The organism is Actinomadura sp. GC306, from assembly GCF_004348665.1.
Classification (GTDB): domain Bacteria; phylum Actinomycetota; class Actinomycetes; order Streptosporangiales; family Streptosporangiaceae; genus Spirillospora.
The window spans coordinates 1-20,674 of sequence record NZ_SMKM01000066.1 but is presented as its reverse complement, the minus strand read 5'-3'; the positions used below and the strand labels follow the sequence as shown (position 1 = coordinate 20,674).

Below are 20,674 nucleotides of genomic sequence, written 5' to 3'. Positions count from 1 at the left end.
CCTATTTCGGACGAGTGGCCGGTCCCCCTTACTTCCCAGTAAGCATTGCCGTACTCTTTTGCCCCACCTGCAGTGATCTTGGGAGTGGACTATGAAGAGGAACGCGGTGCTGGCGGTCGCCACCACCCTGGCCTGCGCCGCCGGGACGGTCGCCGTGGCCGCCCCTGCGCACGCCGCCGCATGGAAGGACGTTCCGAGCGCGGCGCTGAACTACGACGGCTCCCTCGACCGGGTCGACTTCGGTGCCAAGAACGCCGGCTGGGCGGTCGGCGCCGCCGGCAACTTCTTCGGCCCGCAGGCCAAGATCGCGCGCTGGAACGGCTCGTCCTGGGTCGCGGACTCCAGCCCGGCCTCCTTCACCCCGACCGACGTCGCCGTCGCCGGGCCCGACAAGGCGTGGATCATCGGCTACAGCCTCTTCGGCACAACGAGCCTCCACTGGAACGGCACCAAGTGGAACCAGGTGGCCTACCCGCTGGTGGGCTTCCCGACCGCCGTCTCCGCCGCTCCCGACGGCACCGCCTACTCCATCGCCGGCCTCGACGCCGCCGCCGGCGGCCCGAGCGCCATCCTCCGCTGGACCGGCAGCGGCTGGCTCGACCCGCAGGTCCCGCTGCCCCCGTCCTCCTCGATCACCGCCGTGGACGTCCGCGCCAAGGACGACGTGTGGCTGGCCGGGACCACCGCGTCCGCCGGCACCTCCGTCACCGGCCTGGTGATGCACTGGAACGGGACGTCCTGGAAGCAGATCAACGTCCCGGGCAACATGGGCGTCCCCGCCTACCAGGGCACGCTGCACCGGATCGTCGTGAACTCGCCGACGAACGTCTACGTGCTCCGCGTCCGGCAGAACGCGCAGATCAGCAACGCGATCCTGCGCTACAACGGCACGTCCTGGCAGACCATCAACACCCCGCTGAACGCCGCGGGCATCGGCCTGACCTCCGACGGCAGCGACGGCGTGGTCATGCTCCCCATCACCACCGGGGACAAGACGCAGTACATGCACTACAACGGCACGTCCTGGACGACGGTCAACGGCCCCGCCCGCTCCGGCGGCGTCCAGGCCACCGACGCCGACCACCGGCCCGGCACCACGGCGATCGTGAGCGCCGGCACCGCTTCCGCGCCCGACAAGAAGAGCCCCTTCATCGAGTACTTCAGCTGACCGGGACCCGCACCCGGCACGCGCCCGCCCTCTGCTTCAGGGGGCGGGCGTCGTGCTTCGGCCCCTCAGCCGAGGACGGGGAAGTTGCTGCGGAGGACGCCCCGCGGGTCGCGGGCGCGCTTCAGCTCGCGGAGCCGGGCGAGCGCGCCGGGCGTGAACGCGTTGGCCGCGCGCTCGCCCGGGGCGAGGAGCGTGAACGGCTTGCGGCCGGTCGTGTACGGGACGAGGGCGCCCGCCAGCTCGTGCTGGCGGGCGCGGACGGCCGTCCCGCCGTCCGCGCCGGGGACGCCGAACATGTAGAGCGCGAACGGCTCGTCCAGATGCCCGGCGGCGGTCCCGGACGGACGGGCCAGCGCGCCGCCGAGATGCCGCACCTGGACGGTGAGCAGCGGGTCGATGGGGCGTTCCAGCAGCGCGGCGGCCACGTCGCCGGTCAGCTCCGTGAGCAGTTCCGCGCGGGACGCGCCCGGCCCCGGGGCGGTCGGCTCGGCGGTGATCGAGCCCAGCTCCGCGACCGGCAGCACGGCGCGCGTGTCGGAGATCCGCCCGGCGACCTTGTCGAGCGGACGCAGGAGCGTCTCGGCGTCGCCGCCCTCGCCGAGGAAGGCGGCGTCGACCGCCGCCAGCGGGGCCGCGCCCGGGAACCGCAGCAGCTCGTACCAGGCGGTCAGCTCGTCCGGTGCCTCCCGGGTGACCTCGCGGTAGGCGTCCAGGACGGCCGGGGCCTGCGCGGCGGGCCACAGCATCCGGCCGCCGTAGAGGCTCGGCGCCGGGTGGAGCGCGAACTCCACGGCGGTGACGATCGCGAGGTCGCCGCCTCCGCCGCGCAGCGCCCAGAACAGGTCCGGATCGGTCTCGGACGTCACCCGCGAGCGGGCGCCGTACGCGTCCACGATGTCGAACGCGCGGACGCTCCCGGACGCCCATCCGTGCTTGCGGCCGAACCAGCTCAGCCCTCCGCCGAGCGTGTAGCCGGTGACCGTCACCACCGGGCTGCTGCCCGCGAGGCCGGTCAGGCCGTGCGGACTCGCGGCCTCCAGCACGCGGCCCCACTGGACGCCCGCGCCGGCCCGGGCGAGGCGCTCGTCCGGGTCGATCTCCAGCTCGTCCAGGCGGGCGGTGCGGAGCAGGATCACCTCGCCCGTGTCGCCGCTCGCGCCGTGGCCGCTCGGCTGCGTCGCGACGGTCAGCCCGGCGAGCCGGGCATGCCGGACCAGTGCCGCCACGTCGTCTGCGTCGGCGGCCTCGACCACGGCCCGGACGGGCTGGTCCACCGCGCGGTTCCAGGGCCGCCGGGCCGCCTCGAACGCGTCGTCGCCCGCCGCGTGCACGCGTCCCCTGATCACTCCGCGCAGTTCGTCCCCGATGTTCATGGCCTCTCCTCTTCGCCGTCGATTTCGCCGTCGTTTTCGCCGTCGATGGGTCCACGGTGCTCCTGGCCGGCTGGGATCGGGCTGGGGTCGAGTTGAGGTCCCCGTAGGCTGAGGGCGCGGGCGAAACGGGAGGACGGATGGCGGCGGAACCGGTGTTCCGGCTGTTCGGCCCCCTGGAGGCCCTGGACGGCTCGGGACGCCTGCTCGATCTCGGCACGCGCAAGCAGCGCGCGCTGCTGGCGATGCTGGCGCTCGAACCCGGCCGCGCGGTGTCCCTGGACCGCCTGATCGACGAGCTGTGGGCCGGTGAACCGCCCGCCCGCGCGACCCGGACGCTGCAGGCGTACATCGCGCACCTCCGCAGGGCCCTGGAACCCGGCCGCGCGCCGCGGACACCGCCGGCCGTCCTGGTCACCCGCGAGCCCGGCTACCAGCTCGCCGTCCCGCCCGGACGCGTCGACCTGTGGCGCTTCACCGCCGGGACGGAGGAGGGCCGCGCCGCCCTCGCCCGGGGCGCGCACGCGGAGGCCGTCGAGATCCTGGACCGCGCCCTCGCCCTGTGGCGCGGCGATCCCCTGGCGGAGTTCGCCGACCAGGAGTTCGCCCGGCCCGTCCTCGCCCGGCTCACCGAACTGCGCGCGGCCGCCCGGGAGGACCGGTTCGACGCGAAGCTGGCCCGCGGCGAGGACGCGTCCCTGATCCCGGGTCTGGAGGCGCTCGTCGACGAGCGGCCCTACCGGGAACGCGCCTGGTCGCTGCTCGTCCTCGCCCTCTACCGGGCCGGCCGCCAGGCCGACGCGGTGGACGCGCTGCGCCGCGTCCGGGCACGCCTCTCCGACGACCTCGGCCTGCGCCCCGGCCCGGAACTGCGGGAGCTGGAACGGTCGGTGTTCGGCCAGTCGCCCGCCCTCCGGCTCCCGCCGCGCGAGCCGGCCCGGGAGGCGGCGGAAGCCGTCCCGGCCGGGCGGGACGGGGACGGCCTGGTCGCGCGGTCGGCGCAGCTGGCGCTGGTCGAGCGGCTCCTCGGCGACGTGCGGCGCGGCCGGGGCGGCGCCGTCCTGGTCACGGGGGAGGCCGGGATCGGCAAGACGCGGCTCGTCCGGGCCGCCACCGACCTCGCCGCCGCCCGCGGCTTCCGGGTCGCGTGGGGACGATGCGCCGACGGCACCGCCCCCGCCTTCTGGCCGTGGCGGCAGATCGTCCGGGAGGCGGGCGGGGAGTCCGATCTGCTCTCGGCGGAGACCCTCTCGTCCCGGCCCGACCCCGAAGCCGCCCTGTTCGACCTGTACGAGCAGGTCCTCGACGTCCTGACGAGCGACGGGACCCCGGTGGCGATCGTCCTGGACGATCTGCACTGGGCGGATGTGTCGTCCCTGCGCCTGCTCACCTTCGTGGCGGACGCGGCCGTCCGGTACCGGCTGCTCGTCCTCGCCACCTGCCGTCCCGAACCCGGCGACGACCCCGGCGCCCTCCGCGACACCCTGGCGGCGCTGTCGCGGTCTGCCGAACGCGTCGAGCTGGGCCCGTTCGCCGCGGACGATGTGGCCTCCTACCTGCGGTTGAAGGGCGTCGGTGACGAACCCGGCCTCGCGGACGCCCTGCTGGCCAGGACGGGCGGCAACCCCTTCTACCTCGGCGAGGTCCTCCGCCTGCGCGGCAGCGAGGGGACCGTTCCAAGCGGGGTGCGGGACGTCATCGAACGCCGCGTCGCCCGGCTGCCCGAAGAGACGCGGACGCTGCTGCGCGCCGCGGCGGTCGCCGGCCGCGATTTCGGCATCGACCTCCTGGAAGCGGTCACCGGCACCACGTCCGAGCAGGTCATGTCGGCGCTGGAACCGGCCATCGCGACCGGCCTCCTCGTAGAACCGCCACCTGAATCCGCGCACATGCCGGCCGAGGAGTACCGGTTCGCGCACGCCCTCGTCCGGGAGGCGCTTTACGCGGGCCTGAGCCGGCTGGAACGGTCCCGGCTGCACCTGCGGGTCGGGGAGGCGCTCGAACCCGTCCTGCCGGAGGCGGAGGCGGCGACGCTCGCGCACCACTTCGCGCACGCGGCCAGGCTCGGCGGCGCGGAGAAGGCGGTCGAGCACGCCTCCCGCGCGGCACGGCACGCGATGGGCCAGCTCGCGCACACCGAGGCCGCCGATCTCTGGACGCTGGCGCTGTCCGCCCTGCCGCCCGGCCGGGACGCCGAACGGGCCCGGATTCTCACCGAGCGGGGCCATGCGCACCGCACGGTCGGGAGGCCGGAGGAGGCGCGCCGCGACTGGGAGGAGGCGATCCGGACCGCCCGGCGGATCGGCGACCGGGCGGCGCTGGTCCCCGCGGTCACCGCCATCGGCGGCCCGTCCCTGTGGAACTGGCGCCCGTACGGCGCCGTCGACGGCGAGATGGTCGCGGTCATCGAGGAACTCCTGCGCGGCCCCCTGCCCGGCGCCGACCGGGCGGCCCTGCTCGGCGCCCTCGCCCTCGAACTGCACTACGGCCCGCGCGGCGCGGAGGGCGAACGCCACGCCGCCGAGGCGGTCGGGCTCGCCCGCGAGACCGGGGACGCCGCGCTTGTCGCCCGCACGCTGAACAACTACCTGCTCGCCGCGTTCCGGCCCGGCCGCAACGCCGCGCGGCGCGTGGCGGCGCAGGAACTGGCGGACCTGCCCGGCCTGCCGGTCAGCGGCCAGGTGATGGCGCGCGTCTTCCTGATGTCATGCCTGCTGCGCGACGGGGACCTGCCCGGCTGGGACCGAGAGCTCGCGCGCTGCGAGGCCCTGCTGGGCGCGGCGCCGCGCCCGGAGCTGGAGTCGATGGTCCGCGTCGCGCAGACCGCCCGCGCCACCCTGGACGGCCGGTGGGACGAGGCGGAGGAGCTGCTCGCCCACGACATGCGGTTCGGCTCGGCGCTCTGGGGCGCCCGGTTCCGGCGCCTCGTCACCACGTTCACGTGCCGCCGCGGGCAGGGCCGCGTCCCGGAGATGCTGGACGAACTGGTGGCCGCCGCCGGCGAACCGGGTCTCGTCCCGCTGCGGCCCGTCGCCGTCCTGGCGGCCGTGGAGGCGGACCGTCCCGGCCTCGCCCGGGAGCTGATCGGCCGCTGGGGGACCGAAATGCCGGATGACTGGGTAGCTGACTTCCTCATCCCGGTTTGGGGTTTGGTCGCCGCGCGGCTGGGCACTCCGGACCCTCGTGATCTCTATCGCCGCCTCGTCCCGTACGCGGACACCTTCGTCGTCGCCGGTATGGGCACCGCATGCTGGGGCTCCGCCCATCTCGTCCTCGCGGAGCTGGCCGGCCGGCTGGGAGACCGCGAGGCCGCCCGCGCGCACGCCCACCAGGGTGACATAGCGCACAAACGGCACTGGTTGAGCCACTCGCCATCGCCGAAAGCTGGACACCCGTAGGCTCATCGACCACATCGACACCGGGGAGGGAGGGCCATGGACATCATCAGCCGGGCGGCATGGGGCGCCCGGGCGCCCCGATCGCGGAGCACGGTGGGCTGGTCCCAGCGGACCGAGTTCATCGTCCACTACTCCGAAGGCCCCACGAACCAGTCCATCAAGAGCATCCAGAACTTCCACATGGACGGCCGCGGCTGGGCGGACGTCGGCTACAACTTCCTCGTCGACATCTCCGGCCGCATCTACGAGGGCCGCGGCTGGCTCGTCGTCGGCGCGCACGCCCCGGACCACAACACCTCCGGCATCGGCGTGTGCATGATCGGCCGCGACGGCGACTCCACCCCCGCGGCCAAGCGCGCGATCCGGTGGCTCTACGACGAGGCGGTCCGCCGGACGGGCCGGAACCTGGCCAAGCTCGGGCACCGCGACGTCTTCGCGACCAGCTGCCCCGGCGACGAGCTGTACGCGTGGGTGCGGGCCGGGATGCCCGCGGACATCGAGGAGGAGGACGACGACATGCCGGAGTACGTTTCCGTCGGTATGGACACCGCCCAGCAGCTGCCCCCCAACACGTGGGTGACGGTCAACTGGGGACGCGAATACTCCGACCGGGACAACCACCACTGGAACCAGGGCGGCCCGTCCTTCATCGTCGGCCCCGCCCGCTACGGCTTCACCGCCAACGTCCGGATCGACGGGCTGTCGCCCGGCACCGAGCTGCAGGCCCGCGCGATCGAGCACGCCGAGGTGGGCGGCGCCGTCGACACCGGCCCGATCGCGGAGTACGTCGCGAGCAACGGCTCGACCTTCGTCCACTACAACCTCGCCGCGGACACCGTCGGCCGGGGCTACCGCGTCCGGTTCCAGGTCATCCACTACGGCACCGAGACGGCCCGCATCACCTCGGGCTCGGCCAAGGCGTTCGCCTGGCCCACGTGACGAGGCGCACACCCCCTCACCTGTCCGGACGGTCAGAGCTGACCGTTCGGACAGTTATCGTGGTCGCATGGCCCGATCGCCCACCGGTCTCCGGGAACGGCTGCTGACCTCGGCCCTCCGGCTGTTCGCCCAGCGCGGCTACCGCGGTACGTCGCTCGCCGACATCGCCGCCGACGTCGGGTGCTCGAAGGCGTCCCTGCTGTACCACTTCAGCACCAAGGAGGCGATCCTCGCCGAGCTGCTGCTGCCGATCGCCAAAGAGGCGGCGGCGCTGGACGCCCGGCTCACCCCGCTGGACGGCCGAGAGGCCGCCGAGGCCGCCGTGACCGGGTTCGTCGACCTCACCCTCCGGTTCCGGCGCGAGATGAAGCTCCTGTTCGACAACCTGGCCGACGCCACCTCGCTGCCCGATCTCGGCATCGAGAACTTCGCCGGCATCGACGAGCGGCTCGTCGCGGCGATGGCGGGCCGCTCGGCCGAGCCCCGCGACCGGGTCGCCGCGCACGTGGCGCTCGGCGGCGTCTTCGCCGCCGGCGCGGCGGTCGAGAGCCTCCCGTTCGACGAGGCGACCCTGCGCGAATCGCTGGTCGGCACCGCGCTGCGGGCGCTGGGACGGGCCGCCGGCTGACCCGCTCCGGCGCACCGCCGCCCTGCGCGGCGGGCCCGCCCGCCCCTCTTGGCCACACGAACCGGCCACCCGAACCGGCCGCACGAACCGGCCACACGAACCCGGCAGCACCGATCCTGGAAGGAAACGCTCCCCGATGGCGACCCTGCTCTACAGGCTGGGCCGATGGTGCTACGGGCGCCGCGGCCTGGTCGTCCTCGTCTGGCTCGTCCTGCTCGGCGTGCTCGGCGGGGCCGCGGCCGCGTTCAGCGGCCCGACCTCCAACGAGTTCCGCATGCCCGGCACCGAGTCGCAGCGGGCGATGGACGCCCTGGAGACGCGCTTCCCGGAGGCGACCCAGGCCACCGGGACCGTCGTCATCGCGGCCCCGCAGGGCGAGAGGCTCACGCCGGAACGGGTGGCGCCCATCGTCCGGGAGGCGAACGCCGTACCCGGCGTGGCCGCGGCCGTCGACCCGTTCCAGGCCAAGTCGGTCTCACCGGACGGCCGGTACGCGCTCGTCGAGGTCTTGTTCGACGGCGAGCTGCCCGACATCACCGAGGAGCAGCGCACCGCGTTCGAGGAGATCACCACGGGCGACCACGGCTCCCTGCGCGTCGAGGCCGGGGGCGAGGTCGTCCAGGAGCAGCACGGCATGAGCGCCACCGAGGCCATCGGCGTCGCCGTCGCCGCCATCGTGCTGATCATCACCTTCGGCTCGCTGGTGGCCGCCGGGATGACGCTCGTCAACGCCCTGGTCGGGGTCGGCGTCGGGATGGCCGCGCTGTACGCGCTGACCGGCGTGATCAGCCTGAACAACGCGACACCCGTGCTCGCCCTGATGCTGGGCCTGGCCGTCGGCATCGACTACTCGCTGTTCATCACGTCCCGCTACCGGCAGAACCTCCTGGACGGGCTGGAAGCGCGGGAGGCGGCGGGACGCGCCATCGGCACCGCCGGGTCCGCCGTGGTGTTCGCCGGGGCCACCGTGGTCATCGCCCTCGCCGGGCTGTCGGTCGTCGGCATCCCGTTCCTGACCGCCATGGGGCTCGCGGCCGCCGGCACGGTCGCCGTCGCCGTCCTCGTCGCGCTGACGCTGCTGCCGGCCGTGCTGGCGTTCACCGGCACCAGGATCCTGTCCCGCAAGCAGCGGACGGCCGGGCGCTCCACCAAGCATGGCTTCGGCTTCCGCTGGGGACACCTCCTCACCCGCCTGCGCCTCCCCGTCCTGCTGGCCGGGGTGCTCGCCCTCGGCGCGCTGGCCCTGCCCGTCCAGGACATGCGGCTCGCGCTGCCCGACGCGGGCACCGCCGCCGAGGACTCCCCGCAGCGGCAGGCGTACGACCTGACCAGCGAGGGGTTCGGCCCCGGGTTCAACGGGCGCCTCATCACCGTCGTCACCGGCGACACCCCGGCCGCGGCACAGGCGGCGACGCAGCAGACCGCGCAGCTCATCGGCGAGGTGGACGGCGTGCTCTCCGTCGCGCCGCCGCGGTTCAACGAGGCGGGCACGACCGCGCTCGTCGCCGTCATCCCCGAGAGCGGGCCCAGCGACGCCGCCACCGAGGAGGTCGTGCACGAGATCCGCGACAGGGTCGCCGGCGTCGAGGGCGCGCACCTCGCGCTCACCGGCGCGACCGCGCTCGGGATCGACATCTCCGAGAAGCTCGCCGACGCCCTGCCGGTCTACCTGCTGCTCGTGGTCGGCCTGTCGATCCTGCTGCTGATGCTGGTGTTCCGCTCGATCCTCGTCCCGGTGAAGGCGGCGGCCGGGTTCCTGCTGACGGTCGGCGCGACGTTCGGCCTCACGACCGCCGTCTTCCAGCAGGGGCACCTGGCGTCCCTGGTCGGCGTCGACACCCCGGGCCCGCTGATCAGCTTCCTGCCCATCATCCTGATCGGGATCCTGTTCGGCCTGGCCATGGACTACGAGGTCTTCCTGGTCTCCAAGATGCGCGAGGACTTCGTCCACGGCGACCCGCCGCGCCAGGCCACCATCAACGGGCTCGGCGAGAACGCCCGCGTCGTCACCGCGGCGGCCCTCATCATGTGCTCGGTGTTCGCGGGCTTCGTCTTCACCTCGGACCCCATCATCAAGTCGATCGGGTTCGCGCTGGCGGTCGGGGTGTTCATCGACGCCTTCATCGTCCGCATGACGCTCGTCCCCGCGGTGATGTCGCTGTTCGGGCGCGCCGCCTGGTGGCTGCCGCGCTGGATGGACCGTGCGCTGCCCAACCTCGACATCGAGGGGGAGAACCTCCGGCACAGCCTGAACGGGTCGGAGACGGTCCAGAAGGAGCACGCGGGGGCCCGCCACTAGGGCGGGGCCCCGGTCCCGCCGCCGGTCAGTCCCAGCGGCTGGAGCGCTGGCGCTTGACGGCGGAGCGGCGCTTCTTGTTCTCCAGGCGGCGCTCGTTGATGCCGCGCGGGACCTTCTTGGGGATGCGCTTCTTCGGCGGCGGGGCCGTCGCGTCGGCCAGCAGGGCGGCCAGGCGGGTGCGGGCCGCGTCGCGGTTGCGGAGCTGGGAGCGGTACTCCTCGGCGCGGACGGTCAGCACGCCGCGGACCAGCCGGCCGGCGAGGCGGTCGAGGGCGCGGGCCCTGAGGTGCTCGGGGAGGGACGGGGAGTTCGCGACGTCGAACGACAGCTCGGCGGCGGTGGCGCTGGTGTTGACGTGCTGCCCGCCCGGCCCCGAGGAGCGGGAGAAACGCCAGTTCAGCTCGGACTCCGGGATGGCGACCGAGCCACTGACCTGTAGTTCGTCGGGCATGTACCCATTGTCGCAGCCGACCGCTGATCCTGTCGCCGGAGTTTCACCCCGGTCAACGACAACTGCAAGTACTTACTTACAATGATCGGCATGACCGAAGGACTGTTTCGAGACGACGATCTCATCCGCGTCATCGGCCGCGAGGGGGTGCTCATCGCCGCGGGCGGCGCCGCGTCCCTGCTGCAGACCGCCCACCCCAAGGTCGGCCAGGGCGTCTTCGACCACAGCTACACGGCGGACGACCCGTCGCGAAGGCTGCGCAACACCATGGGCTGGGTCTACACCGTGCAGTTCGGAACGCGGGAGGAGGCCGAAGCCCTCAGCGCCCTCGTGACGAAGGGGCACGAAGCCGTCACCGGGCCCGACTACGAGGCGAACGACCCGGAACTGCAGGTGTGGGTCGCGGCCACCCTGTTCGCCGTGGCCGCCCAGTTCTACCAGCTGCTCTTCCGGCGGACGCTGAGCCGGGCGGAGCTCGCGGAGTTCTACGAGCAGACCAAGATCTACGCGACGATCCTGGGCTGCCCCGAGGAGCGGATGCCGGAGACGTACGAGGACTTCCGCGAGTACTACGCGAACATGCTCAACACCCTGCAGGTCAACGACACGTCCCGGCTCGTCGCCGACCAGGTGCTCTACCCCAAGCTGCCGGGCGGCCCGCTGAGCGCCCCGGGGCTCGCGGCGGTCCGGCTGCTCACCGCCGGGCTGATGCCGGCGCCGATCCGCGAGCAGTACGGGTGGAAGTGGAACGCCGGGCGGCAGCTGCGGTTCCGGCTGCTGATCAAGACGCTCCAGGTGGTGTACCCGCGGCTGCCGCTGCGCGTCCGGACGATGCCCCGGGACGTCTACATGACCGCCACGCGGCAGATGCTGGCGAAGATGAACCGGCGGCCCGCGATCTCGGTCAGCACGCAGGGGACCGGCGGGGCACAGGGGGGACCGTCCGCCGGCGGAGAGGATGCGGCCGCGTGACCCACAGGGTAGCCACGCGGCCGCTCTCCCTTACTGGGTCCCTCCCCACCCGGCCCGGTTGGAAGGGACCTTCTGGCCCGGTCGCCGTCCGTCCGCCCGCTCCCCCCAGAGCCTGGCCGGACGGCGTCCCGGGTCAGCCCGGGGGTCCGGATCACTTTGCAGACTGCTGCGCCAGGCTGTAGCCCGCCTGGAACGAACCTGAAAGCATCCTGAAAGCGGTACGCCTGGGAAGCGGGGTACCGCCCGGACCCGCGACCGGAGGACGCGCGGCGCGCCGTCTCCCCGGCCGCGTTCCCGCCGACCACGGGGGTCGTGCCGAAGCTGGCCAGGGCGCGGGTTCCCGTTCCCTGGGGGGACCGGGGCGCGCCCTGTACGGACACCTAACCCGACGTACCTGGAAGCTTCCTGAACGAGGACATCACGGTCGCTAAGAGACGTATACGTCCCGAAGATCAGTCCTCGTCCAGCGGCAGCACGACCCGGAACGTGGCGCCCTCGCCCGGGGTGGAGTCGGCCTCCACCAGCCCTTCGTGGGCCGCGACGAGCGCGGCGACGATGGCGAGGCCGAGGCCCGCGCCGCCGCCCTCCCGCGAGCGGGCCTCGTCCGCGCGGTAGAACCGCTCGAAGACGCGTTCCGCGTGCTCGGGGGACAGGCCGGGCCCCCTGTCGGCGACCTCGACGACCGCCGCCGGGGCGTCGCGCAGCGTGCCGGGTTCGAGGCGCACCTCGACCGCCGTCCCCTCGGGGGTGTGCACGATCGCGTTGGTCAGCAGGTTCCCGAGCACCTGGCGCAGCCGCGGCTCGTCCCCCAGCACCTGGTACGCCAGACCTCCCTCGACCGTGAGGTCGATCGTGCGCTCGGGTGCGAGGACTCTCGCCTCCTGGACAGAGTCGGCGGCGACGGCGAGCAGGTCCACCGGGCGCCGCTCGATCGGGCGCTGCCGGTCCAGCCGGGCGAGCAGCAGCAGGTCCTCCACGAGCAGCCCCATCCGGGACGCGGTCTGCTCGATCCGGCCGATCAGCCGGTCCAGCTCCCCGGGGGTGCGGGCGGCGCCCTGCCGGTAGAACTCGGCGAACCCGCGGATCGCCGTCAGCGGGGTGCGCAGCTCGTGGCTGGCGTCCGCGACGAACCGCCGCATCCGCTCCTCCGACCGCAGCGCCGTCCGCTCCGACCGCCGCGCCGCCGCCTCCGACTCGGCGCGGGCGCGGAAGGCCGTCTCGATCTGCGTGAGCATCGCGTTCAGCGACTGGCCGAGCCGCCCCATCTCGGTGCGGGAATCGGTCTGCGGGACGCGGCGCGCCAGATCCCCGGCGGCGATCGCGCCCGCCGTCTCCTCGATCTCGGCGAGCGGGCGCAGGCTCGCCCGGACCACCCAGACCCCGAGCCCGACCAGGCCGACCAGTACCAGCAGCCCCACGATCGCGTCGATCACCACGAGCCGGCGGACGGTCCGGTCGACCTCCTCCAGGCTGAACGCGAGGACGAGGACCGCCCCGTCGCTTTCCGGGATGGGCTCGGCCAGGATCCGCCACGACGAGCCGGAACCGCCGGTCCCGGAGACGGTGAACGGCTCGTCGAGCCGGCCGGACAGGTCCTCCGGGAGGTGCGGGTGGCCGGACTCGCTCCACGCCGGGTTCTGCCCGACCGTGCGGCCGTCGTTGACCCGGATCTGCCCGTAGACCTCGCTCGGGATCCGGTACGTGAACCGGGTCTGCCCCTCCTCCAGCTCCGGCAGGTGCTCGGCGACCTGGGCCATCGTCCTGCCGACGGAGCCGCGCAACTGGTCGTCGGCCCGCCCCACCAGGTACTGCCGCAGCACCGACGCGCTCGCCGCGGCCATCACCGTCATGCCGATGGTGGCGATGACGAGCATCCCCGCGACGAGCTTGACGCGCAGCGACGTCCGCCCCCACAGGCGGTCGAGCCCGTTCCGCGGCCACCGGGGCCGGTCGCCGCCCGCGCGTTCCGCCGCCGGCGACGGGGGAGCACCGGCGCCGGACGCCGGGACCCGCGCGGGCATCAGCCGGGTCTCGCCGGCTCGCGCAGGACGTAGCCCACACCGCGCAGGGTGTGGATGAGTCGCGGCTCGGCGTTGTCGACCTTGCGCCGCAGGGCCGACACGTACGATTCGACGATCCCCGCGTCGCCGCGGAAGTCGTAGTTCCAGACGTGGTCGAGGATCTGCGCCTTCGACACGACGCGCCCCGCGTTGGCCATGAAGTAGCGCAGCAGCTTGAACTCGGTCGGCGACAGCTGGATCGCGCGGCCGCCGCGCCACACCTCGTGGCTGTCCTCGTCCAGCTCGACGTCGGCGAACACCATCCGCGGCGTCGGCTCGGCCACCCCGCCGCGGAACCGGCGCAGCACGGCGCGGATGCGGGCGATGACCTCCTCCAGGCTGAACGGCTTGGTGACGTAGTCGTCCCCGCCGATCGTCAGGCCCTTGATGCGGTCCTGGACGGCGTCGCGGGCGGTGAGGAAGAGGACCGGCGTATGGTCGCCGCCGGACCGCAGCCGCCGGGCCACGTCGAACCCGTCGATGTCGGGCAGCATCACGTCCAGGACGATCAGGTCCGGCCGGTGCCGCCGCGCCGACTGGACGGCGTCGGCGCCGTTGGTGGCGGTGACCACGTCGAACCCGGTGAAGCGCAGGCTGCCGGCGAGCAGTTCCAGGATGTTCGGCTCGTCCTCCACGACGAGCAGGGTCGCCTCGGCCTTACCGCCGCCGTTCGCCGTTCGATCAACCAATGGCACAGTCCCCCTCCACAATCACCGCAGAGGTTCCCACCCGAACCTGAACGTCCCCTGAAAGCCCGCAGAGGATCGGGTGAGTGGTTCGTCCCCGTCCCGCCCAGGGTTGAAGCGCGTGCCGCGCCGGCTATCGCCGCAGGTCGCGCAGGGCCCGCATCGCTTCGCGGCGCACGTCGCCGGACAGGACGTCGATGTAGACGCGGCCGTCGAGGTGCCCGCACTCGTGCTGGAGGCAGCGGGCGAAGTAGCCGCTGCCCTCGACGCGCACGGGCCTGCCCTTCACGTCCACGCCCTCGACGGCGGCGTGCGCGTACCGCGGGGTGTCGAACCGCAGGCCGGGGAGGGACAGGCAGCCCTCGGGCTCGACCAGCGTCTCGCCGCCGGTGGCCACGAGCTTCGGGTTCACGACGTGCCCGACGTGCCGGCGGCCGCGGTCGTCCTCGACGTCGTACACGAAGACCCGCAGGCCGACCCCCACCTGGTTGGCCGCCACGCCGGCGCCGTTCTCCTCGTACATGGTGACGAACATGTCGTCGACGAGGCGTTCCAGCGCGGCGTCGAACGTGCGGACGGGATCGCACTGGGTGCGCAGCACCGGGTCGCCGAGGAGCCGGATCGGGCGGGCGGTGCCGCCGCGCGCGTGGGTCCTCCTCTTGCTCACCTCCGCGATCTTAGGGAGGAAGCACCGCGAAAACGAAACGGTGCGCCCGGCCACAGGGACCGGGCGCACCGTGGGACCGCGACCGTCTGACGTCTCCGAGCGGACGGCTACAGCTCGATGGGACCGCGGGACGGCGGCTGCTGCGGGAGGGGGCCGCCGGGCTCCTCGGCGGGCCGGACGGGCTTGGGCTGCGGCGGCGCGGGGGAGTCGCCGTCCCGGGCGGCGGCCGGTTCGGGCTTCTTCATCGCCGGCGGACCCTGCTGCGCGGGGGCCGGGGGCGGCGGTGCCTGGGCCGGCTTCGGCGCGGGCGGGACCGGCTTCGCGCCGGCCCCGGGCTGCGGGCCGGACGCGGGCGACTGCGCGGGCTGCGCGGGCTGCGCGGGCGCGGGCTGCCCCGGCTGCCCGGACTTGGCCGGGGCGGGCTGGCCCTGCGGCGGCTGGCCCTGCGGCGGCTGGGCCGGCGCGGGCTGCTGCTTGCGGGGCGCGCTCTGCCGGACGGCGTCCTCGACCATCTTCTCCAGCGGGCCCGCCTCGTTCTCGGCGGTCAGCAGCCGGTGCAGCGTCTCGCTGATCTCGGTGAGGCGCTGCAGGGCCTGCGTGTGGTTCTTGGTGAGCGACGTCAGCCGCTGCGTCGCGCCCTCGTTGATCACGCTGGCGCGGCGCTCGGACGCGGTGAGGGTGCGCTCGGCCTCCAGCCGCGCGCTGCTCACCGTCTGCTCGGCCTCCTGCTTGGCGCCCGACAGGATGCTCTCGGACTCCTTCTTGGCGGAGGCGAGCACGGACTCGGCCTTGTCCTGGGCCTGGGTCAGGTTCTTCTCGGCGTGGGCGCGGGCGTCGTCGATGATGCGCTTGGACTCCAGCTCGGCGTCCTTGCGGATCTCCGACCCCTTGGCCTCGGCCTCGGCCACCTTGTCCTGGGCCTCGTCCTCGGCGAGGTTGATGATCTGGCGGAGCCGGTCGCTCAGGTCGTCGCCGGTCGGCTTGCGCGCCTCCCGGAGCTCGGCCATCTCGCGGCGGATGCGCTCGACGTCGTCCTGGGCCCGGGCGAGCCGCGCCTCCAGCTCCCGGTGCTTCTGCTGGGCGCGGGCGATGTAGTCGTCGACCTGGCGGCGGTTGTAGCCGCGCATGACGATCTCGAAGGACTCTTCTTGGAGGAGATTCGGCAGGATTTCGGCTTCGTTGCTCATGGTGCCTTGGGGGGTCGTTGGCGGGGCCATCACCCCGTCAGGGTCGGTCGCGATAACATCCTCACCCGCCTGTCAGCGGGTCCACATGTGGAAACGTACGAACGACTCTCGTCCGGTCCACCCCATTCGCGCAACCGGAACGCGCTTCTCGCTGCAGTTTCTTCACCTGGGTAGGCCCGACAAACTATCCAATCCGCCCAAACTTCGCGCGCGGGGGTGGCGGGGTCCCGTCCGGAACCGGCCGGGCCGCCGCCTAGCATCGGCCGCATGAGCTACGTGGGAACGTTGGGTGAGGACCGGCCGGACATCCACCCCGATGCGTGGGTCGCGCCGGGCGCGGTCGTCATCGGCCAGGTGACGCTGGGCCGCGCGTCGAGCGTCTGGTACGGCTCGGTGCTGCGCGGCGACGACGCGGAGATCGTCGTCGGCGAGGAGTGCAACATCCAGGACCTCAGCTGCCTGCACGCCGACCCGGGGACGCCAGCCGTCCTGGAGGACCGGGTCAGCCTCGGGCACAAGGCGATGGTGCACGGCGCGCACGTCGAGGCCGGCTCGCTCATCGGGATCGGCGCGATCGTCCTGAACGGCGCCCGGATCGGCTCCGGGACGCTGATCGCGGCGGGCGCGCTGGTGCCGCCCGGCAAGCAGATCCCCTCCGGCGTGCTCGTCGCGGGGACGCCGGGCAGGATCGTCCGGGAGCTGACCGACGACGACCGGCTCGTCCTGAAGCACACGTCCGAGGTGTACGTCACCAAGGCGCAGCGGCACCGCACCGCCGAGTGGCACTGACCAGGCGGGCGGCGAAAGCCGGAACCGGCCGTCCCCGCCTGGTTTGAGGGCTTGACGACCTCCGGTAATGCCGGGAATCAGCCGGTGAGGGGCGCCCCCGTCCGCTCCGGCTGACTACGATGACGATCGTGGTGTGGGGACCGGGCTATGGCAGTGCTCCGCCGCCCAGCCCCCAGATGGGGCAGGATCCGTTCGCGGAGGCAGAGCGGGACACGAGGGCGATGGTGGCCGCCGCGTGGTGGCCGTCGGCGCCTCCTCAGCAACGCCATCACGCGATCGGCGGGCGCATGCTCGCCCTCCCCGACGGCACCTGGTGGCTGTTCGGCGCGTGGGCCCGCTGGTACCGGCTGCACCCGTCCGACGGGCAGTGGTACCTGTGCCCGCCGCCGCGCACGCCCGCCGTCCGGATGGCGGCCCGGCCCGCGCAGCAGGCCCCCGGGCAGGTGCCCAACCTGCCGCCGCACGTCGTCCCGGCCGGGCCCGACTTCTCCTACGACCCGCCGGGCGGCCTGACGTTCGTCGGGCACGGCTTCGCGTCCGAGGTGTCCTCCCGCGTCCGCTCGACGGTCGAGTCGGCGGCGGCGCTGCCCGCGCCGGAGTACCCGCACTGGTGGCCGGAGTTCGCCGGCGGCACCCCGTCCACCGTGGTCGCGGCCTGGGGCGTGATGCTGTGGTGCGCGCCGGCGCCGGTGTTCGACTCGCGGCTCGACCCGCAGATGCTCGACCTCTGGAACCCGTACCGGGCCAAGCCCCTGCCGGAGGTGGACGGCCCCCGCTGGCTCACCCCGCCCCCGCTGGAGACGCTGGTCGCCCTCTACGCCGAGCGCCTGCGGGCCAGCCGGGTGGACGCGGCGGTCGTCGTCCTGCGGACGATGTGGGCCGTCGCCAGCGCGCTGCGCGACGACGTCCGGTACCAGGCCCGCGCGGACGCGCTGCTCGCGATCCTCGGCACCACCCTCGCCAACCCGACCGTCGACTACGGCGCGCTGCCCTACGGCGACCAGGCGATCGTCCAGCAGTGGCTCACCCGCTGCCCGCCGAACCTGGTGCCCGCACTCCGGAACGAGAGTTCGCCGGGGGACGGCTTCCGGCACGCCTTCTACACGCTCAGCGAGCTGATAGCGGGTCTCGCCGGCGACCCAGCCGACCCCGCCTACGTCGAGCCGCGCCTGGTCGCCGCGGCGCTGCTCGCCGCCGACCTCGACGTCGTCCGCAAGGACATGGTGGGCAACATCGTCCCCTGGCTGGACCCCGAGATCCGCTACACGGTGCAGGCGGTGTCGGAGCAGAAGGGCCACCCCCTCCGCCGGCTGTGGCCGCAGGACATGCGCCTCCCCGAACCGCTGCGCTCGGCGGCCGGCTCCGGCTCGGGCGCCGAGTCGCTGCTGGCGGCGATGTACGAGGTCGACCTGGCCTGGTGCAGGCTCGGCGGGATGCCCGCCCGGCCGCGCGGCTTCCCGGTCCCGACCGCGATCATCGCGGGGATCATCGGCCGCGGCCGGGCCCGCGCGACGGCCGTCACCCCGACCGTGACGCCGCCGCCCAGCCCGGCGCCCTCGCCCATGGTCGGCATGCAGAGCCAGCCGGGGATCGCGCCGGGCGCGTCCCCGCAGCCCAAGGCGACGCCTTCCGGTCCCGACCGGCCGTTCGTCCAGCCGCCCGCGCAGCCCGGCCAGGGGGACGCGCCCGGCGCGCCCGGCGCCGCCGCGCCGCCGCACGAGCCGCCGTCCCCGCCGCCGGGGCCCGGGCAGGGGCAGGAGGCGGCGTTCGCCGCGTCCGCTCCGCCGCCGTCCGCCGGTGACGACGCGGACGAGCCGAACGCCGCACCGCCCTACACCGAGCTGGGTTTCCAGCGCCCCGCCCCGATGCAGAGTCCTGCCCCACCATCGCCTGCGGCGCCCGAACGGCAGCCCGCCGCGCCGCCGCAGCCCGCCGGGTACTCGCCTCCCGAGGAGCAGGCCGGGGGCGAGAACGTCATGCCCCCGTACACGCAGCTCGGTTACCAGCCGGCCGGTTCCGCTCCCGCGCAGCCGCCGCCCCCGCAGCAGGCGGAGCAGAACCAGGCCCCGCCGATCCCGCAGCCGGAGCCGCAGCAGCAGGGCCAGCAGCAGGCCCGGCAGCAGGTGCAGCAGGCGGCGCCCACGGCGTTCGACCCGAACTCCACCCGTGTCGAGGACGACCCGGGCCCCCGGCCCGGCGCGCCCGCGTCGCCCGTACGGCAGCCGCCCGCCCAGGGGCCGCCCGGCACGCGCATCCTGGGAGCCGACGACCTGGACGACCTCCCGCAGGAGGACACGTCCGTCGATCCGGCCGTCCCCGGAGGGGTGCCGCCGGGCACAGCCGTCATGTCCAAGACCATGGTCGGCGACTTCGACTTCCTGGACGACACGCCCTCGCCGGACCAGCCCGTCCACGAGATTCCGCCCCCGAGCGACCGCAGCACGCGCCGCGTCCTGGAACGGTTCGGGTTCGGGTTCGTGTACGGCGACCACGACGCGACACCGCTCCTGGGCGACCTCCGGGCGCAGGCCCAGGAGTGGAACGCCCCGGCGGGCTCGGCCATCGAGCAGACCAGGGTGGACGGCGCGCCCAGCTCCATCGGGTCGGGGCTGCCGGGCGCGCTCCTGGTCGGCGGGCCGCACTCGGGGCAGCGCCGGCTGGCCAGGATGATCGCGCTGACGCTCGCCAACGCGGGCCTCGGCGACGGCTCGATCCGCGCGCACGACGCCGAGGACGTCCGGGACGCCCCCGCCGAGCGCATCGGGCAGCTCCTCGCCCAGCCGGGCCCGGTGATCCTCTTCGAGCGGCTGGACGCGGCGATCTTCGACGCGGCCGACCCGGCGGCGGTCGTCGGCGCGGTCCGCCGGGCCCGCCGCGACCCGGTGAACACGACGCCCCTGATCGCGACCTGCGAGCCGCAGGCGTACAAGCGCCTCCTGCGCGAGCACCCGAAGCTCGTGCAGGCGTTCCGCGTCCACCGGCTGCCCGACTTCAGCGACCTCGACAACCGGATGACGCTGCTGCACCTGCTGGCCGACGAGCGGCGCGTCACCATCGGCGCGTCGGCGCTGGAGGTCGTCCGGGAGGACCTGAACCGGCTCCGCGGGCCGGGCGACCTGGTCAACGCGCGCCTGGTCGAAACGTACCTGGACCAGGCGGCGCAGCGGAACATGGAGCGGGCGGGGGCGTCCCACGACCGGCTCGTGCTGACCCCCGACGACCTCGCGGGCGTCGCCGAGGGCATCGAGCCGGCGCTGCGCCCGCCCGGCGACATCGGCGGCTACCTGCGGCGGCTCGACCAGCTCACCGGGCTGGACGACGTCAAGGCCGCCGTCCACGAACTCGCCGATGAGGCGCGGCTCGCGGCCGACCGCGCGAGGTACGGGGTCGGCGGCGGCGAGACGCGGCACCTGATCTTCGTGGGGCCGTCCGGCACCGGCAAGACGACCGTGGCGGGCCTCGTCGGCGGCATCTACGCGGCGCTCGGGCTGCTCGGCTCCGGGCACGTCGTCGCCTGCCGCCCGGTGCACCTGGCCGGACGGGACCGGGTCGACACCGAGCGCCGGGTGGCGAGCATGGTCGAGCAGGCGCTCGGCGGCGTGCTGCTCATCCAGGACGCGCACCGGCTCGACCGGAGCCCGGCCGTCGTCGGCGAGCTGCTCCGCCGGATGAACCCGGGCGGCGGGCAGGGGCAGGGCATGGGCCGGTTCCTGGTCGTCTGCTCCAGCCCGGCGGCGGAGATGGAGGGGTTCCTCGCCGGAAACCCCGCCTTCCGCGCCGAGTTCGGCCGGATCCTGGAGTTCACCGGAATGGGCGACCGCGACCTGGTCCGGCTCTTCCAGACCTACGCCGAACGCGACCTGTACATGCTGGACGAGGAACTGCGCGTCGAGCTGCTCAGCCGGTTCGAGCGGCTGCGCGACGACCCGGGGTTCGCCTACGCCCGCACCGTCCGGGCGCTGTTCGAGCAGACGGTGGCGCGGCAGGCCGCGCGGCTGGCCGGCGCCGACGTGAACGCCGCGACGGTGGCCAGGCTGACGGCCCGCGACCTGCCCGAGAC

The 20,674-nt window shown here is 74.0% G+C and carries 14 protein-coding genes; 8 read left to right on the top strand and 6 right to left on the bottom strand.

Annotation, left to right across the window (positions count from 1 at the left end; genetic code table 11):
* Positions 1 to 91 precede the first annotated feature (91 nt).
* Positions 92 to 1,168, top strand: coding sequence for a hypothetical protein (locus E1200_RS12485; RefSeq protein ID WP_131952026.1), 1,077 nt, complete (start codon positions 92 to 94; stop codon positions 1,166 to 1,168).
* A gap of 65 nt (positions 1,169 to 1,233) precedes the next feature.
* On the opposite strand, the gene E1200_RS12480 is transcribed toward E1200_RS12485, so the two are convergent.
* Entirely contained in the window at positions 1,234 to 2,541 is a 1,308-nt protein-coding gene (locus E1200_RS12480; RefSeq protein ID WP_131952025.1) for an FAD-binding oxidoreductase, read from the bottom strand.
* Between the two features lie 137 nt (positions 2,542 to 2,678).
* Between E1200_RS12480 and E1200_RS12475 the strand changes: the two genes are divergently transcribed.
* The 4 genes from E1200_RS12475 to E1200_RS12460 all read left to right on the top strand — a co-directional run bounded on the left by E1200_RS12475 (position 2,679) and on the right by E1200_RS12460 (position 9,802).
* Entirely contained in the window at positions 2,679 to 5,936 is a 3,258-nt protein-coding gene (locus tag E1200_RS12475) for an AfsR/SARP family transcriptional regulator (RefSeq protein WP_131952024.1), read from the top strand.
* A 36-nt stretch (positions 5,937 to 5,972) separates the two neighbouring features.
* A complete protein-coding gene (locus E1200_RS12470; protein WP_131952023.1) occupies positions 5,973 to 6,875 on the top strand; it encodes an N-acetylmuramoyl-L-alanine amidase in 903 nt (300 codons plus the stop codon).
* 67 nt (positions 6,876 to 6,942) lie between these two features.
* Positions 6,943 to 7,503 carry a TetR/AcrR family transcriptional regulator gene (locus E1200_RS12465; protein WP_131952022.1) on the top strand — a complete coding sequence of 187 codons (561 nt, stop codon included), beginning with the start codon at positions 6,943 to 6,945 and terminating at the stop codon, positions 7,501 to 7,503.
* Positions 7,504 to 7,639: 136 nt separating this feature from the next.
* Positions 7,640 to 9,802 (top strand): MMPL family transporter, encoded by a 2,163-nt coding sequence (locus tag E1200_RS12460; protein ID WP_131952021.1) that lies wholly within the window; start codon positions 7,640 to 7,642, stop codon positions 9,800 to 9,802.
* A gap of 25 nt (positions 9,803 to 9,827) precedes the next feature.
* Here E1200_RS12460 and arfB read toward each other — a convergent pair whose 3' ends face one another.
* Positions 9,828 to 10,253, bottom strand: coding sequence for an alternative ribosome rescue aminoacyl-tRNA hydrolase ArfB (gene arfB, locus E1200_RS12455; protein WP_131952020.1), 426 nt, complete (start codon positions 10,251 to 10,253; stop codon positions 9,828 to 9,830).
* 90 nt (positions 10,254 to 10,343) lie between these two features.
* Between arfB and E1200_RS12450 the strand changes: the two genes are divergently transcribed.
* Positions 10,344 to 11,225, top strand: coding sequence for an oxygenase MpaB family protein (locus tag E1200_RS12450; RefSeq protein WP_131952019.1), 882 nt, complete (start codon positions 10,344 to 10,346; stop codon positions 11,223 to 11,225).
* 452 nt (positions 11,226 to 11,677) lie between these two features.
* On the opposite strand, the gene E1200_RS12445 is transcribed toward E1200_RS12450, so the two are convergent.
* From E1200_RS12445 to E1200_RS12430, 4 genes are all read right to left on the bottom strand, one after another.
* Positions 11,678 to 13,246: a HAMP domain-containing sensor histidine kinase gene (locus E1200_RS12445; protein WP_131952018.1), complete on the bottom strand. Its 1,569-nt coding sequence runs from the start codon at positions 13,244 to 13,246 to the stop codon at positions 11,678 to 11,680.
* A complete protein-coding gene (locus tag E1200_RS12440) occupies positions 13,246 to 13,974 on the bottom strand; it encodes a response regulator transcription factor (protein ID WP_131952017.1) in 729 nt (242 codons plus the stop codon). The genes E1200_RS12445 and E1200_RS12440 overlap by 1 nt, the downstream gene beginning before the upstream one ends.
* Before the next feature lie 130 nt (positions 13,975 to 14,104).
* Positions 14,105 to 14,638, bottom strand: a complete 534-nt coding sequence (gene def / locus E1200_RS12435; protein ID WP_131952016.1) for a peptide deformylase — start codon at positions 14,636 to 14,638, stop codon at positions 14,105 to 14,107.
* A gap of 107 nt (positions 14,639 to 14,745) precedes the next feature.
* Positions 14,746 to 15,825 carry a DivIVA domain-containing protein gene (locus tag E1200_RS12430; RefSeq protein ID WP_131952015.1) on the bottom strand — a complete coding sequence of 360 codons (1,080 nt, stop codon included), beginning with the start codon at positions 15,823 to 15,825 and terminating at the stop codon, positions 14,746 to 14,748.
* 267 nt (positions 15,826 to 16,092) lie between these two features.
* Between E1200_RS12430 and E1200_RS12425 the strand changes: the two genes are divergently transcribed.
* A complete protein-coding gene (locus E1200_RS12425) occupies positions 16,093 to 16,614 on the top strand; it encodes a gamma carbonic anhydrase family protein (protein WP_131952014.1) in 522 nt (173 codons plus the stop codon).
* Between the two features lie 128 nt (positions 16,615 to 16,742).
* Positions 16,743 to 20,674, top strand: a 3,932-nt coding sequence (locus E1200_RS12420; RefSeq protein ID WP_131952013.1) for a hypothetical protein, incomplete at its 3' end; no start/stop codon positions are given.

Excerpts from the sequence above, each read along its gene's own strand:
- E1200_RS12485 (WP_131952026.1), top strand. The coding sequence starts at position 92 with ATGAAGAGGAACGCGGTGCTGGCGGTCGCCACCACCCTGGCCTGCGCC.
- E1200_RS12480 (WP_131952025.1), bottom strand. The coding sequence starts at position 2,541 with ATGAACATCGGGGACGAACTGCGCGGAGTGATCAGGGGACGCGTGCAC.
- E1200_RS12475 (WP_131952024.1), top strand. The coding sequence starts at position 2,679 with ATGGCGGCGGAACCGGTGTTCCGGCTGTTCGGCCCCCTGGAGGCCCTG.
- E1200_RS12470 (WP_131952023.1), top strand. The coding sequence starts at position 5,973 with ATGGACATCATCAGCCGGGCGGCATGGGGCGCCCGGGCGCCCCGATCG.
- E1200_RS12465 (WP_131952022.1), top strand. The coding sequence starts at position 6,943 with ATGGCCCGATCGCCCACCGGTCTCCGGGAACGGCTGCTGACCTCGGCC.
- E1200_RS12460 (WP_131952021.1), top strand. The coding sequence starts at position 7,640 with ATGGCGACCCTGCTCTACAGGCTGGGCCGATGGTGCTACGGGCGCCGC.
- arfB (WP_131952020.1), bottom strand. The coding sequence starts at position 10,253 with ATGCCCGACGAACTACAGGTCAGTGGCTCGGTCGCCATCCCGGAGTCC.
- E1200_RS12450 (WP_131952019.1), top strand. The coding sequence starts at position 10,344 with ATGACCGAAGGACTGTTTCGAGACGACGATCTCATCCGCGTCATCGGC.
- E1200_RS12445 (WP_131952018.1), bottom strand. The coding sequence starts at position 13,246 with ATGCCCGCGCGGGTCCCGGCGTCCGGCGCCGGTGCTCCCCCGTCGCCG.
- E1200_RS12430 (WP_131952015.1), bottom strand. The coding sequence starts at position 15,825 with ATGAGCAACGAAGCCGAAATCCTGCCGAATCTCCTCCAAGAAGAGTCC.
- E1200_RS12425 (WP_131952014.1), top strand. The coding sequence starts at position 16,093 with ATGAGCTACGTGGGAACGTTGGGTGAGGACCGGCCGGACATCCACCCC.